13 protein-coding genes and 1 pseudogene are annotated in these 15,191 nt (G+C 71.2%); 7 read left to right on the forward strand and 7 right to left on the reverse strand.

The window, feature by feature from the left end; all coding sequences use genetic code 11:
- Positions 1–24: 24 nt before the first annotated feature.
- From OU415_RS30300 to OU415_RS30320, 5 genes are all read right to left on the reverse strand, one after another.
- A complete protein-coding gene (locus tag OU415_RS30300) occupies positions 25–1,401 on the reverse strand; it encodes a tripartite tricarboxylate transporter permease (RefSeq protein ID WP_270952809.1) in 1,377 nt (458 codons plus the stop codon).
- On the reverse strand, positions 1,398–1,820 hold the full coding sequence (locus tag OU415_RS30305) for a hypothetical protein (protein WP_270952810.1): 423 nt from the start codon (positions 1,818–1,820) through the stop codon (positions 1,398–1,400). The genes OU415_RS30300 and OU415_RS30305 overlap by 4 nt, the downstream gene beginning before the upstream one ends.
- A complete protein-coding gene (locus tag OU415_RS30310; protein ID WP_270952811.1) occupies positions 1,817–3,088 on the reverse strand; it encodes a hydroxymethylglutaryl-CoA reductase, degradative in 1,272 nt (423 codons plus the stop codon). Before OU415_RS30310 ends, OU415_RS30305 begins: the two co-directional genes overlap by 4 nt.
- 207 nt (positions 3,089–3,295) lie before the next feature.
- Positions 3,296–5,230: a helix-turn-helix domain-containing protein gene (locus tag OU415_RS30315; RefSeq protein ID WP_270952812.1), complete on the reverse strand. Its 1,935-nt coding sequence runs from the start codon at positions 5,228–5,230 to the stop codon at positions 3,296–3,298.
- A gap of 112 nt (positions 5,231–5,342) precedes the next feature.
- Positions 5,343–6,392: an NAD(P)-dependent alcohol dehydrogenase gene (locus OU415_RS30320; RefSeq protein ID WP_270952814.1), complete on the reverse strand. Its 1,050-nt coding sequence runs from the start codon at positions 6,390–6,392 to the stop codon at positions 5,343–5,345.
- A gap of 102 nt (positions 6,393–6,494) precedes the next feature.
- Here OU415_RS30320 and OU415_RS30325 point away from each other — a divergent pair, with 102 nt between their 5' ends.
- On the forward strand, positions 6,495–7,100 hold the full coding sequence (locus OU415_RS30325; protein WP_270952815.1) for a TetR/AcrR family transcriptional regulator: 606 nt from the start codon (positions 6,495–6,497) through the stop codon (positions 7,098–7,100).
- Here OU415_RS30325 and OU415_RS30330 read toward each other — a convergent pair.
- A complete protein-coding gene (locus tag OU415_RS30330; protein ID WP_270952816.1) occupies positions 7,091–7,897 on the reverse strand; it encodes a siderophore-interacting protein in 807 nt (268 codons plus the stop codon). The genes OU415_RS30325 and OU415_RS30330 overlap by 10 nt on opposite strands.
- A gap of 633 nt (positions 7,898–8,530) precedes the next feature.
- Between OU415_RS30330 and OU415_RS30335 the strand changes: the two genes are divergently transcribed.
- On the forward strand, positions 8,531–9,805 hold the full coding sequence (locus OU415_RS30335) for an MFS transporter (protein ID WP_270952817.1): 1,275 nt from the start codon (positions 8,531–8,533) through the stop codon (positions 9,803–9,805).
- On the opposite strand, the gene tcuA is transcribed toward OU415_RS30335, so the two are convergent.
- A complete protein-coding gene (gene tcuA, locus OU415_RS30340; RefSeq protein ID WP_270952818.1) occupies positions 9,739–11,217 on the reverse strand; it encodes an FAD-dependent tricarballylate dehydrogenase TcuA in 1,479 nt (492 codons plus the stop codon). The genes OU415_RS30335 and tcuA overlap by 67 nt on opposite strands.
- Positions 11,218–11,312: 95 nt before the next feature.
- Between tcuA and OU415_RS30345 the strand changes: the two genes are divergently transcribed.
- From OU415_RS30345 to OU415_RS30360, 5 genes and pseudogenes are all read left to right on the forward strand, one after another.
- On the forward strand, positions 11,313–12,347 hold the full coding sequence (locus OU415_RS30345; RefSeq protein ID WP_270952819.1) for a Bug family tripartite tricarboxylate transporter substrate binding protein: 1,035 nt from the start codon (positions 11,313–11,315) through the stop codon (positions 12,345–12,347).
- A complete protein-coding gene (locus OU415_RS30350; protein ID WP_270952820.1) occupies positions 12,347–12,829 on the forward strand; it encodes a tripartite tricarboxylate transporter TctB family protein in 483 nt (160 codons plus the stop codon). The genes OU415_RS30345 and OU415_RS30350 overlap by 1 nt, the downstream gene beginning before the upstream one ends.
- A 1-nt stretch (position 12,830) precedes the next feature.
- Positions 12,831–14,321, forward strand: a complete 1,491-nt coding sequence (locus OU415_RS30355; RefSeq protein WP_270952822.1) for a tripartite tricarboxylate transporter permease — start codon at positions 12,831–12,833, stop codon at positions 14,319–14,321.
- A gap of 54 nt (positions 14,322–14,375) precedes the next feature.
- A pseudogene (locus OU415_RS38405) lies at positions 14,376–14,525 on the forward strand (GntR family transcriptional regulator); the annotation flags it as partial.
- 14 nt (positions 14,526–14,539) lie between these two features.
- Positions 14,540–14,992: a GntR family transcriptional regulator gene (locus OU415_RS30360; RefSeq protein WP_270952824.1), complete on the forward strand. Its 453-nt coding sequence runs from the start codon at positions 14,540–14,542 to the stop codon at positions 14,990–14,992.
- Positions 14,993–15,191: the final 199 nt, after the last annotated feature.

Genomic DNA, 15,191 nt, shown 5'->3' on the forward strand with positions numbered 1-15,191 from the left:
GGCAGACCGGCTTCCCGGGGCTCGTCAGGCCAGGCCGATGACCTTGGGGACGAAGAGGACCGCGACGTAGTAGGCCATGAACTGGACTCCTGCGTTCATGCCGAACAGGCGGTTCGCCACACCTGCGAAGGTGGCGATCAGCAGCGTCGCCGCCACGCCGAAAGCACCGCCCTCGTACCAGGAGATCACCACGATCAGCCCGGCGAAGGCCCCGATCAGCGCTTCGTGGCTGACCTTCCGCATCACCCACAGGCTCGCCGAGCGGGCGAAGTTCATGCTCAGCGGGTACGCGACGATCGCCGCCAGCCCCACGCCGACCAGGCCGAACACCAGGAACTGCCAGGTGGACATCATGGTGTGCAGGTTGTGCACCTGGCCGGTCGCCTCGTCGACGCCGTACACCGGCGGGGCGTTGAACAGCGGTGCGGCCGGGCCTGCGGCGACCGGGCTCAGCGGCAGGCCGAAGGCGACGAGCGGGATCAGCGTCTCCGCGAGGTACGTCGACTCCGTCGTGCCGTTCTTGACCGCCAGCACGGAGGTCAACCGCTCGTAGACGTGCTTGATGCGGGAGCCGACGAGCTCGCCGGCGAGCACCGTCGTCGCGACCGGGCTGAACACGAAGGTCGTCGAGCTGACCCCGGCCGCGGCCGACGTCATCGCGATCTGCTTCGGGCTGAGGACCTTCGCGGGATTGGGCAGGTAGCCGCTCCAGTCCTTGACCTCCGGCCCCAGCCAGAACACCTTGCGGCCGGTGGCGGGCATCGCCGACCGCCCGGTCCGGGAAGCCAGCTGGAGCAGGTCGGCGATCAGCGGTCCCACGGCGATGCCGAGGAAGAAGCTGATGCTCAGGGTCTCGCCGATGACGTCCTTGGACAGCGCGTTGACGGCCGTCACCAGCAGGACGAACGGCACGATGCACGCGATGCTGGTCCAGCGGCCCGGTGAGAAGTACCCGATCAGCACCGCCGCGACGACGAAGACGTACGGCGCGGCGGCGGTGATGTGGGTGCCCAGCGGCGCCAGCACCGCGGCGAGCCCGACGGCCACCGGCACCGCGATGAACGCGGACAGGATCGCGCCCGAGATCGCCTTGCGCAGCGCGATGTGCGGAATCCCCAGCCGGCGGAGCATGTTCGCCTCCGGCAGCAGCGGAACCGCCGTGGTGTCACCCGGGATGCCCAGCAGCGTGGTGGGGATGGCGTGGGTCATGTGCTTGGACACCGCCGCGGCGATGAAGAAGGTGAACACCCCGACCGGTGGCACGCCGAGCATCACCACCAGGAGCGTCAGCGGTGCCAGCGTCGCAGTCTCGTCGGTGCCGGAGACCATGCCGATCGCGGAGAACACCACCGCGCCGATCAGGCCCATGCTCAGGGCGATCAGGATCTCGTTCAGGATCACGGCCTGCCCTCCGGATTCCGCTGCTCGGCCTGGGCGAACGCGTCGTGGAGCCCGACCGAGCGCAGTTCCCGCTCCGCGTGCGGCGAGAGCGCACCGGTGGATCCCGCGCCGCTGGCCGCCAAGACCTCCGCGATCGCGGCCTGGTGATCCTCGGGCGAGAGCGCGTGCTCGTGCACGATCCGCTTGGGAGGGAACAACTTCGCGCACACGACAGCCGCCACCAGGCACCCGAGCAGGCCCGCCAGCAGCGCGTAGCCATCCCGCAGTTCCGGGCTCACCGCCGCACCGCGCAACGCCCATCCCGCCACCAGCAACGCGGCCAAACCCGTTGCGGCACCGAGCAGAACCGACAGCCACAGGTGCTTCGGGTTGACCGCGTCACCCCACACCTGCACGTACTGCTCCGGTTCCCGGCTCATCGCCCGGCCTCCGCGCGCAGTTCGCCCAGGACCTTCTCCGCGTGGTCGGCGCGGACCGCCTTGTCCCCGACCAACCGCGCCACGACGGCGGCCAGCTCCGCGTCCGTCGCCCCGGCGGCAACCGCGACGTTGCGGGCGTGCAGCGACATGTGGCCGCGCTGGATCCCCTCGGTCGCCAAAGCCCGCACTGCGGCGAAGTTCTGCGCCAACCCGACCGCGGTGATGATCTCGGCTAGTTCGGCGGCGGTGGACACCCCGAGGACCTGCACAGCGCGCTGGGCGACGGGGTGGACCTTGGTCGCTCCGCCGACCAGCCCGACGGCCATCGGCAGCTCGAGGGTGCCGACCAGGTTCCCGTCGACGTCCTGCTCGAACCGGGACAGCGCCGTGTAGCGCCCGTCCGGGCCGATCGCGTGCGAGTGCGCACCGGCTTCCACCGCGCGCGTGTCGTTCCCGGTCGCGAGCACCACCGCGGTGATGCCGTTCATGATCCCCTTGTTGTGGGTCGCCGCCCGGTACGGGTCGGCCTCGGCCAGGGCCGCGGCGTGGACGATGTCGGCGACGACCTCAGCACCGCCGACCGATTCGGCGTCGAAGACCGCTCGTGCCCGGGCCAGCCGCAGATCGGCCTTGTTGGTCAGGATCCGCAGCAGCGGCCGACCGCCCGCGATCTGCGCGGCGCGCTCGGCGATCGCCTCGGCCATCGTGTTGACGGCGTTCGCCCCCATCGCATCCCGCACGTCCACCACGAGGTGCGCGACCACGTAGCGCTGGACGCGCGAGTCGACCAACCGCACCACGAGGTCGCGGACACCGCCGCCGAACTCGACCAGCCGCGGATCCTGCTGGTCGGCGAGCGCGATCAGCTCCTGCCGGGCCTCCAGCAGCCGCAGCCGAGCGGCTTCCGGGTCGGCGACGTCGACGATCTGCACCTGGGCCTGCATGATCGGATCGGTGGACGAGGTGGTGAAACCACCGCGCACGCGGGCGATCCGGGCGGCGTTGCTGGCCGCCGCGACCACGGAAGGCTCCTCGGTGGCCATCGGCACCAGGACGTCGCGGCCGTTGACCGTGAAGTTGGTGGCCACGCCCAGCGGGACGCCGAGCACGCCCACCACGTTCTCGATCATGTGGTCGGCCTGCTCCAGGCCCAGCCCGGAGTGCGGGTCGAACACGGACAGCGCGTCCGCCCCCGCGTGCGCCGCCACCAGCTCCCGCCGCTGAGCGACGGAGAGGTCCTTGAAGCCTGCAAGTCGACTGGTCGACACCGTTCCTCCTGTGCACCCCGGCCCGTTGGGCGCGCCGGGCACCGGCGGCCGACCTCGTCGCTTGGCGTCCGAGCGGCCGCATCGCCGTTCCGTACGCCGAGGAACTGTAAGTGCGGGCCGCCACACCGGGACATGGATCAACGATCCACTATCAGCACCGGCGAGTGGACCGACCGCACATGTCCATCGCCGTCGGCGATTCCCCGATCACGCAGCGCTGCGGGACCGCAACGCCTGCAAGCGAACCGCCACGGAGATGCGGAAGAACGGTTCCGGTTCGCGCCAGGAACCACCGAGCAGGTGGGTGATCCGGTCGATGCGCTGCAGCACGGTGTTGGTGTGCACGCCCATCAGCCTGGCCGTGCGGACCGGGCTGGCGTTGCAGTCGACGAAGTGGCGCAGGGTGGCCTGCAGGTCCGTGCCGCGCTCGACGTCCCAGCGCAGAACGGGGCCGATCATGCGGTCGATGAACTGGTGCGCACCGTCCGGTTCGCGGGCGAACATCGAGGTGTACGGCGCGTACTCGTCGGCATCGGCCGCGGCGGCGTCGACGCCCAGGGCGGTGAGGATCCGGCTGCAGTCCCGGACAGCTGCGAAGCGGGCGCTGAGCTCACCGATCGTCCCGGCCGGTCGTCCGGCCACGGTGAGCACTTCGTCGATCCCCGCGGCCGCGCGCACCCGGTCGCGCACAGCCGCGGCGACCTCGCGCGGATCGGCTTCCGGCACGACGAGCGTGACGATGCCCTCCACTTCACCGGCCAGCCCCGCCGTTGCCGCCAGCGCGTGGGCCGCGCGCAGTGCTGCGCGCCGGTGCTCGGGAGCGAGCACGGCGATCACGACCGTGCGCAGGTCCTCCGGGCGCACGCGCCGCGCGCGGAGCCGGCGCTCCAGGTCCGAATGCCGCCGCACGTCGGGGCTGAGCACGTCGTTGAGCAGTTCGCCGCGGACCCGGTCCTCGGCGTAGCGGACGGCGTCCTGCTTGAGGGTGAGCAGCGCGGTGATCTGCGCTGCCCGCTCGATGGTGCGCTGTTCGACCGCGCCGAGCTCCACCGCGCCGTCACCGATCAGCAAGCCGCCGAGCACCAGGTCACCGGCGAGAACGGCGACTGCGGCGCGGAAATCCCCCACGGACGGGTCGAGCAGCGTGCACCTCGCCGACTGCCGGCTGGCTGCGAGGGCGGATCGGACGGGCGACGAGTCGAGCACCGCCGCCGCACCGCCGTCCGACGATGCGAGCAGGGCGTGGTTCTCGTCGACGATCACCACGGGGCGCTCCAACGCGGCGCTCAACGTCCGGGCGACATCGATCGCTCCCCCGCCGCGCAGGACGGCCTCCGTCAGCTCCTCGTGCACCTGACCAGCGCGTTCCATGGCCTCGACGTGCTGGGCGAGTTCGGCGTAAGCGCGCTGGGTCTCCGCCGCGGAATCGCGTGCCTGCGCGAGCAGTCGGGTCGTCTGCAGCACGACCGCGACGTTGTCGGCGAAGGCCGACAGCAGCGCGACCTCCTCCGGCGAGAACGTGTGCTCGCTGCGGTTCGCCGCGAACAGCACGCCCAGGACCTGCTCGCCGGCGATCAGCGGAACGCCGAGGATGGACACCAGTCCTTCGGCCCGGACCGCGATGTCGATGCTGTCGGCGTGCGGCACGTCGTGCAGCTGCTCGTAGTGCGAAGTCCACTGCGGTGCACGCGATTCCACGACCTTGCTGGCCAGTCCGGTGTGCGGCGGCACCCGGAGCTGCTGGAAGGCGGCCGCGACCGCACCCGCGGTGGACCGGACCCGCAGCTCCCGGGTTTCCTCGTCGAACTCCGACAGGTAGGTCACGTCGGTACCGGCGAGCCCGTGCGCGCGGTGGACCAGCCCGGTGATCAGCTCGTCCACGTCGTGCAGCGCGGCGAGTTCCCGCGCGCAGGAGAACAGCGCGGACAGCTCCTGGTCGCGCCGGTTCAGCCGGGCCATCGACCCTTGCAGCTCGCGCACCCGCTGCCCGACCTGCGACACCGCCGCGGCGTCGAGCTGCTCGGCGGCCAGCGCGCCGGCGACGACGTCGTGCTCGTCCGGTCGTCCCTTCGCGGCGAGGTCGAGCAGCGCCAGGACCGCATCGACCGAAATTCCCCCGGCCGCAGCTCCCGAAGTGCTCATCGAACCCGCCTGTGCGAATGGACGTCGTGCGCAGGCATCGTACGCAGCCCGCGAACGACGCGGGCGCCGCCGGAATCCCGGGGATCGCGGCAGCGCCCGCTCGTTCAGCGGCTCAGGCGCCGATGGTGGCGGTGTCGATGACGAAGCGGTAGCGGACGTCGCTGTTCTCGACCCGCTCGTAGGCCTCGTTGACGCGGTCCGCGGAGATCAGCTCGATCTCCGAGCCGATGCCGTGCTCGGCGCAGAAGTCCAGCATCTCCTGGGTTTCGGCGATGCCGCCGATCATCGATCCGGCCAGCACCTTGTTGCCGCCCAGCAGGGAGAACGCGCTGTAGGACAGCGGTTCGCCGGGGGCTCCGACGTTGACCATCGCGCCGCCGATGCGCAGGAGGCCGAGGTAGGCGTCGATCGGGAGCTTCGCCGAGACCGTGTTCAGGATCAGGTCGAACTGGCCCTTCAGCACCTCGAAGGTCGACTCGTCGCTGGTCGCGTAGTAGTGCTCCGCGCCGAGCTTGAGGCCGTCCTCCTGCTTCTTCAGGGTCTGGCTGAGCACCGTCACCTCGGCGCCCATCGCGGCGGCCAGCTTGACCGCCATGTGGCCCAGCCCGCCGAGGCCGACCACGGCGACCTTCTTGCCCGGGCCGGCACCCCACTGGCGCAGCGGCGAGTAGGTGGTGATGCCCGCGCACAGCAGCGGCGCGGCGACGTCGAGGTCGATGCCCTCCGGGATCCGGCACACGAAGGCGTCCTTGACCACGACCTGCTGGCTGTAGCCGCCGTAGGTGTTCTCGCCGTCGTAGCCGACGCCGTTGTAGGTCTGGACGTTGCCCTTGACGCAGAACTGCTCGCGACCGGCCTGGCAGTACTCGCACTCGCCGCAGGAGTCGACCATGCAGCCGACGCCGACCCGGTCTCCGACCCGGTACTTCGTCACGTCCGAGCCGACCGCGGCGACGACACCGGCGATCTCGTGGCCGGGGACCATCGGGAAGATCGCCTGTCCCCAGTCCTCCTTGGCCTGGTGGATGTCGCTGTGGCAGATGCCGGCGTAGGCGATGTCGATCAGCACGTCGTCGGGCCGCAGGTCACGTCGTTCGATCGTCGTCGGGGCCAGGGGTGCGCCCGGCGCCGGTGCGGCGATGGCGTGCGTGATCGTGCTCATGAAATCCTCCAAGGAACAACCGGCCCCCGTTGTAAGAGGGCTCTTACATTGGAGACGCATGAGCGCACGCGCATATTCCGACCGGAAGATGTGACCTGAGACATGGGCGGCAAGTACCACCACGGCGACCTGCGCGACGAACTCGTGCGCGTCTCGCTCGACCTGATCGCCGAGCGCGGCCCGGCGGGCTTCTCGGTGGCGGAGGTGGCGCGGCGCGCGAAGGTCAGCCCGGCCGCGCCGTACCGGCACTTCCCGGAGCGCGAGAGCCTCCTGGCCGCTGCGGCGGCCACCATCGCGCGCCAACTCGCGGAGCGCGTGCGAAGCGCCGTCGCGGACCACGACGACCAGGTGGACGCGCTCGCCGCAGCAGCGGGCGCCTATACCGGCTACCTGCTCGAACGCCGAGCTGGCATGGACGTCATCTACGCCGACGGCCTGCAGGGCGCCAAGCACGCCGAGCTGCACGAGCAGACCCGGCGGCTCACCGACCAGTTCCTGATGCTGTGCCTAGCGGTGTCCGCCGGCCCGCAGGAAGCGCTGGAGCTGATGGAGCAGCTGTTCACCCAGGCCCACGGCTACGGCATGTTCTGGCTCGACGGCGTCTTCGCCAAGCAGGGCTACTCCCCCGAGCAGGTCGTGCGGAAGTCCACGGCGGCGGCCCGCGCGGTCATCGAGGGCCACCGGCACGGGAAGTCCGCTCAGGACTGAGCCGCGGCCTCCCGCCGGGCGAATTCGGACTTCCACTCGCGGAAGCTCTCCTCGGTGCGGCCCTGGCGCCAGTAGCCCGAGATCGACACCTGGTCGCGGGTCAGGCCCCGCTCGCGGAGCAGGTGCGGCCGAATGCGGCGCATGACCTCACCGGCTTCGCCGTGCACGAAGGCGTGCACGCGGCCCGGCAGCCAGTCCAGCTCGCGCACCGCCGCCTCGAGCACGCCGTCCACGCCGGGCTCGGACCGGTGGAGGAAGGTCACCTCGCCCCGGGGCGGGACGTCGAGCACCGGCTCGTCGGCCGCGGAATCGACCAGCACGATCGCGCGGACCACGGCGTCCTCGTCGAGGTCGCCCAGCGCCGCCGTGATCGCCGGGAGCGCGGTCTCGTCGCCCACCAGCAGGTGCCAGTCGGCCGCGCGGTCGGGGCGGTAGCCGCCGCCGGGACCGTTGACGAGCAGCTCGTCGCCTGGTTCGGCCGACGCCGCCCACCGGCCCGCGACGCCTTCGTCGCCGTGCAGCACGAAGTCGATGGCCATGGTGCCGGCCTCGACGTCGGGGAACAGGGCCGTGAAGGTGCGGACGGCCGGCATGTCCTCGGCGGGCAGCACGCCGCGCAGGGCCCGGACGTCGATCGGATCCGGGTAGGTCACGCCCTCCTTGGGGAAGATCAGCTTGACGTACCTGTCGGTGCAGGTGCTGTCCGCGAACGCCGACAGGTCATCGCTGCGGAACCACACCCGCCGCAGGCAGGGCGTCACCAGCTCGGCGCCGGTCACGGTCAGGCAAGTCGTCATCGGACTCCTCAGCTCGCCGGTGCAACCAATCCGTTAGGCAAGCCTAACCTGCTCCGCCGGTCGCCAGCCACCGCAGGTTCCACCCAGCAGGAGTTCCGAGGTCCGCAGGCCCCTTCGCGAGAAGTCGCCACCCCAGGCGCCACCCCGGCGAAACAGACCGACGCAACCACGCACGAATCGCACCCAGCCCGCCGCCGCACCGGCCCGAGCGGGTCCGCAGTTTCAATTGAAACTGCGGTTTCAACGGAACTTCGGGTGCCGACACGCCGACACCTGTGGACAAGTCCGGCTCCCTGTGGAGAACTTCCGCAAATTCAATGGAAATCGGAGGTCCAATTTCCATTGAAATTGCGGAACCCCGGAACCCGGACTTCGGAGCCAGTCCCCGGGACTGAGGGCGTCGGGGGGGTGGACGAGCAGGGTGGTGTGTGGTCGCGGATTTCGGAGAGGGGTTCAGCTCTTTGAATTCGCTGGTCTTGGACGTCCACAGTGGATTGTCGGGGTGGGTCCGGGCGCGGAGCCGGGGAGCCTATGATGATCTTGGCTCGGGGCTCATCAGGTTCCCGCCGTCACCCGACGCAGCGAACATCTCGCGTCGGCGCATCCCGCCAGCAGCCAGGCACCGGAAGACCTATGTCCACCCTCACCCCGACCGCCCCCGAGCAGACGCTGCCGATCCGCCCCGCGGTGGCGCCTCCGGCGCGCCTGCGGTGGTGGCAGGTCCTGGCGATCGTGGCGGCGGCGTTCAACGCCCGCACCTCGGTGACCGCGGTCGGCGCGGCGCTGCCCGAGATCCGCGCGGCGCTGGGGCTCGGCACCGGGGCGGTCGTGGTCCTCACCGCGCTGCCGTGCCTCTGCATCGCCGCGACGACCTGCCTCGTGCCGCTCCTCCGCCGCCGGATGGGAACCCAGACCGGGATCGTGCTGTTCCTGGGCTTCCTGCTGACCGGGCAGGCGATCCGCGTCGCCGAAGGCCAGTGGTTGCTGCTCGCGGGAACCGCACTGGCCTGCTGCGCGATCGGCGGGACGCAGGTCCTGCTGCCCGCCGTCTGCCAGCAGCTGGGCGGTCGCCGCGCCGCCGGGCTCACGATGCTGTCGGCCAGCACGATCGGAGCCGGAGCCGCCACCGCGACGGCGACGACCCCGTGGCTGACCGAGATCGGCGGCTGGCGAGCCGGACTGGGCGCGTGGATCGTCCCGGTGGCGTTCGCGCTGCTGCTGTGGGCTCCGCAGAGCAGCACGCCGCGAATCACCGCGCCGCAGCTCGAGAAGCCGCGCCGGCCGCTCCTGCGAAGCCCCGGCGCCTGGTACCTGACCACGTTCATGGGCCTGCAATCCCTGCAAGCCCTGTCCCTGCTGTCCTGGCAACCGGTCCTGCTGCGGACCACCGGAGCCGATCCCGCCCAGGCCGCCGCGCTCAGCACCAACACCCTCGTGGTCAGCATCGCCGCGTCCGCGGTCATCACGGCCTCCTGCTACCGCCGGACCACGCACATCGGCCGCTGGATGGTGCTGACCACCTGCAGCGGCGGGCTCGGCCTGCTGGGCCTGCTCATCGCCCCGTCCGCCGCCCCGGTCCTGTGGGCGGCGCTGCTCGGAGTCGGGATGGCGGCCCTCGCCCCCGCGATGGCCGCCATCCCGGTGCAGGCAGCGGACGGCGACGAGACGACCCGCTTGTCGGCGATGGTCCAGGGCTTCGGCTACCTGCTCGCCGCGATCGGCCCCGCCCTCATCGGCACCCTCACCGATGCCACCAGCAACGCCGAGTGGACCCTGACCGCCCTCCTGTTCTGCAACCTCGTCCAGCTCCTGTTCGCCGCCCTCAGCAACCGCCTGCCGGCTCAGGCCGAAGCCCCGGCCCGCCTGCCGAAGACCGCACCCGAGGTCAGGCCCGTGCCGCCCGGGTAGTTCCCGCTGAACAGGCCGCCGAGCATCTCGCCGCAGACGAGCAGGCCCGGGATCGGCGCCCCCGCCTCGTCGAGCACCCGGCCCCGGGTGTCCGCGTGCAGCCCGCCGAAGGTGAAGGTGATGCCGCAGGTCACGGGGAACGCGTAGTACGGCGCGGTTTCCAGCGGGAGCGCCCAGTTCGACTTCGGCGGCGCCACCGAGGCGCGACGGCCGTCCAGCACCGCGGCGTCGAACGGGACCGAGCGGTCGATGGCCGCGTTGAACTCCGCCACGGTCTTCTGCAGCGCTCCGGCGTCAACTCCCATACCGCGGGCGAGTTCCTCGACGGTGTCGGCCACGACGACCGACGCACCCGGCATGTCGTACTCCTCCGCGCGCAGCCACGGACGCGTCGTGGCGTCGAAGAGCTGGAACGCCGAGCCACTGGGCTGTTCGAGGATTCGCGCCCCGTACTTCGCGTAGGTCAGGTTGCGGAAGTCCGAGCCCTCGTCGAGGAACCGCTCGCCGCGCGCGTTGACCACGATGCCCAGCGGGTAGCCGCCGCGGGTGAGCTGGTTGGTGAACTCGCGGTTGCTCTCGTTCTGCTCGAACCAGGCGTCCCACGCCACGCTGTGGCAGGTGCTCCAGTCGCCGTGGGTCCCGGCGCCCGCCTCGATCGCGGCGGTGAGCATGTCGCCGGTGTTGTGCGGGGTGCCGCGGACCTTGGCTCGGTGCCAGCCCTCGCCGAGGTGCTTGCGCCGCAGCTCGGCGTCGGCTTCGAAACCGCCGGCGGCCAGCACCACCGATTCCGCGCGCACGACCTCGCGCTTCCCTTCCGCGTCAACGCATTCCACACCGGTGACGACGCCGTCTTCGAGCACCAGCCGCTGGCAGCGCACCCCGTAGCGGATCTCCACACCCGCGCTCCGCGCCGCGGCCGTGTGCTGTTCGATCAGGCCCTTGCCGCCGCCCGTGCTGCCGACCGCGAGCCCGCCCCAGAAGACCTGCCGCTGCTCGCGGTCCGGGTAGGCCTGCCGCTCGTACATGAGCCGGAAGCGCAATCCCTTGCCGTGCAACCACCTCAGCGCGTCCTGGCTGTCGCCGATCAGCACCTCGGTCAGCGTCCGGTCGTTGCGCCCCCCGGTCACCTTCGCCATGTCGGCGGCGAAGTCCTGCGCGGTGTACGGCGGCAGTACCGAGTTGGCGTGCCGTTCGTCGGGATCGAGCAGGTCGGCGACGTCGTCCAGGCCGCCGTGGACGATCCGGAACGCGCCTGCCGTGTAGTAGCTGTTGCCGCCGGCCTCCGACTGCGCGCCCTTCTCCAGCAGGAGCACTCGGCGCCCGCGCTCGGCCGCGGCGTGCGCAGCGCTGAACCCGGCGTTGCCGCCGCCGACCACCACGACGTCAACCGCCGCACCGGCATCCGGTCGCATTCGTCCTCCTCGAGGCCTTGTATCCGATTGCATGTGACTGTATACAGTCGTGCACCACGAAGTCCAGGACGGACCAGAGGGAGCACTGACGCTCTATGCCCAGCAGCAAGTCCCAGGACGACGCACCCGGCCGAAGATGGACCCGGTGGACGCCGCTGGTGGTCGCCGTTCTCGCCACCGGCGCGCTGGTCGCCACCGAACCCGGCGACGACGTCGGATCGAGCGCCGCCGCGAAGGTGCTCGACGGCAAGCAGCTGCGGATCATGGCCCCCGCCGCGCCAGGTGGCGGCTGGGACCAGACGTCCCGCGAGATGCAGACCGCGCTGCGCGATCTGGTGGGCCGCAGCGAGGTCTACAACGTCGGCGGCGCGGGCGGCACCATCGGGCTCAGCCAGTTCACCCGCTACCACGGCGATCCGAGCCAGCTGATGACGACCGGGCTGATCATGATCGGCGCGGTCGAGACGAACGATTCCCCGCACTCGCTCTCCGAGACCGTTCCGCTGGCCCGGCTCACCACCGACTACCAGGTCGTCGTGGCCGCCGCGGACTCACCGCTGCGGGACATGCCGGCCGCGGCCGAGGCGATGCGCGCCGACCTGCCCGCGGTGTCGATCTCGGGCGGGTCCGCGGGCGGGGTCGAGCACATCCTCGCCGGACTGCTGGCCAAAGCCGTCGGAGCCGATCCGTCCGGGGTGAGCTACGTGGCGCACTCCGGCGGCGGCGAAGCGCTCACCACCCTGCTGTCCGGTCGTTCCTCGCTCGGCATCTCCGGGGTGTCCGAGATCCGGCCGCAGATCGAAGCGGGCCAGGTGCGCGCGCTGGCCGTGTCCAGCCCGGAGCGGCTGCCGGAACTGCCGGACGTGCCGACGCTGCGCGAGGTCGGGCTCGACGTGGAACTGCAGAACTGGCGCGGAGTCGTCGCCCCGAAGGGCATTTCCGCCGAACAGGAGCAGGCGCTGGAACAGGTGCTGCTGGACATGACGAAAACGCCCGCCTGGCGAGAAGCGCTGGCCCGTCGAGGCTGGGGCGACGCGACGCTCGCGGGTCCGGAGTTCGAGGAGTTCGTGCGCTCCGAGCAAGCCCGGGTGACCCAGCTGCTCGGCGAGATCGGCCTGGGGAGGCGATGATGGCGGCAGAACCGCAAGAACGCAGAACAGCGCTCAGCTCAACGGTTTTCGGCGGCCTGATGGTCGTCGCCGCGATCCTCGTGATCATCGACGCACTCGCGCTGCCCGACACCGGGAAGGGCGCGGCCGGTCCGGCCGCGGTGCCGTTGGCGTTGGGCGTTCTGCTCGGCGTCGTCGGCCTCGCGCTGGCACTGCGCTCCTCAGCCGCGCTGCGCACCGCCGCCACCGACCAGCCGCTTCGGCAGCACGCGGCGCTGCGCCTCGCCGCGCTGGTCGCGGCCCTGGTGGCCTTCGCGCTGCTGCTGCCGGTGCTCGGTTACGTCGTGACCTCAGCAGGCCTGTTCGTCGCCGCTGCCCTGCTGCTCGGCGCTCCGCGCGGCTGGCAGATCGTCGCCCACGGGTGGTCGCTGGCCGCGGTGGTGTTCGTCGTGTTCGACCGGATCATCGGGCTCACCCTTCCCGCCGGCCCCTGGGGGTTCTGAGATGGACCAGATCGGACTCCTGCTCGACGGTTTCGCCGGGGCGCTGACCCCGTCGCACTTGCTGTGGGCGCTGGTCGGCGTCACGATCGGCACCGCCGTCGGCGTCCTGCCCGGCATCGGACCGGCGCTGACCGTCGCCCTGCTGCTGCCGATCACCTTCCGGCTGGAGGCGTCCAGCGCGCTGATCCTGTTCGCCGGGATCTACTACGGCGGGATGTACGGCGGATCGACCACCTCGATCCTGCTCAACACACCTGGTGAGAGCGCGTCGATGATCGCGGCGCTCGAGGGCAACAAGATGGCGCGGGCCGGACGAGCCGCGGCAGCGCTGGCCACCGCTGCGCTGGGCAGCTTCGTGGCGGGCACGATCGGCACCGTCGCCCTGACCTTCCTGGCACCGCTGGTCGCCGACTTCGCCACCGGTTTCGGACCGCCCGAGTACGTGGCGCTGATGGCCGTCGCGTTCACCACCGTCTCCGCGCTGCTGGGGCCGAACCTGCTCAAGGGCGTGGCGAGCCTGCTGGTCGGCATCACCATCGGCCTGATCGGCATCGACTCCCAGACCGGGCAACCGCGGCTGGTGTTCGGCGCGGAATCCCTGCTCGACGGCATCGACGTCGTCATCGTCGTGGTCGCGCTGTTCGCGCTCGGCGAGACCTTCTCCCGGCTCATCAGCACGACCGGGCACTCGACCGTGCAACCCGTGCGAGGCAGGGCGGTGCTGTCCCGCGAGGACCTCCGCCGCTCGTGGCCGGCATGGCTGCGCGGCACCGCGCTCGGCTTCCCGATCGGCAGCCTGCCCGCCGGTGGCGCCGAGGTCCCGACGTTCCTGAGCTACACCGTCGAGAAGAAGCTGTCCCGCCGCCCCGAGGACTTCGGCAACGGCGCGATCGAAGGCGTGGCGGGACCCGAAGCGGCGAACAACGCTGCTGCGGCGGGCGTTCTCGTCCCGCTGCTGACCATCGGCCTGCCGACCTCGGCGACCGCCGCGGTGATCCTCACCGCGTTCCAGTCCTACGGCCTGCAGCCGGGCCCGGAGCTGTTCGAGGAGTCCGGTCCGCTGGTGTGGACGCTGATCGCCAGCCTCTACGTCGGCAACGTGATGCTGCTGGTCCTCAACCTGCCGCTGGTGAAGCTGTGGGCGCGCATGCTGACCATCCCGCCGCACACCATCTACGCGGGAGTGCTCGTGTTCGCCGCGCTCGGCGCCTTCGCCGCCGGTGGCACGACGGCCGACCTGCTGGTGCTCTGCGGTCTCGGCCTGCTCGGGCTGCTGATGCGGGAAGCGTCGATCCCGCCGGCCCCGGCGATCGTCGGGCTGATCCTGGGCCCCATCGCCGAGCAGCAGCTGCGCCGGGCGCTCGTGCTGTCCGAAGGGGACCCGTCGATCCTGGTGTCCGGGCCGATCACGGTCGTCCTGTGGACGGTGGTGGCGCTGTCGTTGCTGCTCCCCGTGCTCTTGCCCGCGGTCCGGCGTCGGGCGCGGCGGTGATGCGTACCGCCGTACACTGGCGTGGGCTCGATCCGGGGAGGGGAGCTGTCCGAGGTGTACGACCAGCTGCGCGCCGAGATCGTCGACGGCACTTGGGAACCGGGTGCCGCGCTGGTGGAGCTCGCGCTGGCGGAGCGCTACGGGACCAGCCGGACGCCGGTGCGCGAGGCGCTGCGCCGGCTCCAGCAGGACGGCCTGGTCGAACGCGGTGACCGGGCATGCGGGTCCGCACCCGCAGCCCCGAGGAGATCCTGGAGATCTACGAGGTGCGGATCTCGCTGGAGGCGACCGCCGCGTCGGCCGCGGCGCAGCGCCGCAGCGATTTCGACCTGGTCCGGATCGCCCGCGCGCAGAAGGCGATGGTCGCGACGTCCACATCGGACCCGTCGGCGATGGCGGCGGCGAACCTGGCTGTGCACGAGGCGATCTGGGCGGCCAGCCACAACGGCACCATCGTCGACCTGCTCACCCGCCTCAACAATCACCTCACCCGCTACCCGGCCACCACCCTGGCGGCCCCGGGCCGCTGGGCGGAAGCGATCGACGAGCACGAAGCGATCATCGAAGCGATCGAGCAGCGCGACGCCGACCGGGCCCACGACCTGGCCCGGGACCACATGACCAAGGCCAGGGAGCTCCGCCTCCGCATCTACGCCGAGAACACCGACTGACTCCCCGCCCCGCCCGGGGCATTTCGCGCGAAGCGGGCTGGTGCCACGAGCAGCGCCCGCTCAAGTCGTGCTGCCCACCCGTCATCTCGTGCACGGGTTCCTCGCGGCCAGCCCGGTACGGGCGTCCCCACTCCTCCGCTCGCTCCAGCCGGTTTCGGCAGCAGAAGCACGAGCACGCCGAGATAACTTGACACAAGTA

This window comes from Saccharopolyspora oryzae (assembly GCF_027853915.1).
Lineage (GTDB): Bacteria > Actinomycetota > Actinomycetes > Mycobacteriales > Pseudonocardiaceae > Saccharopolyspora > Saccharopolyspora oryzae.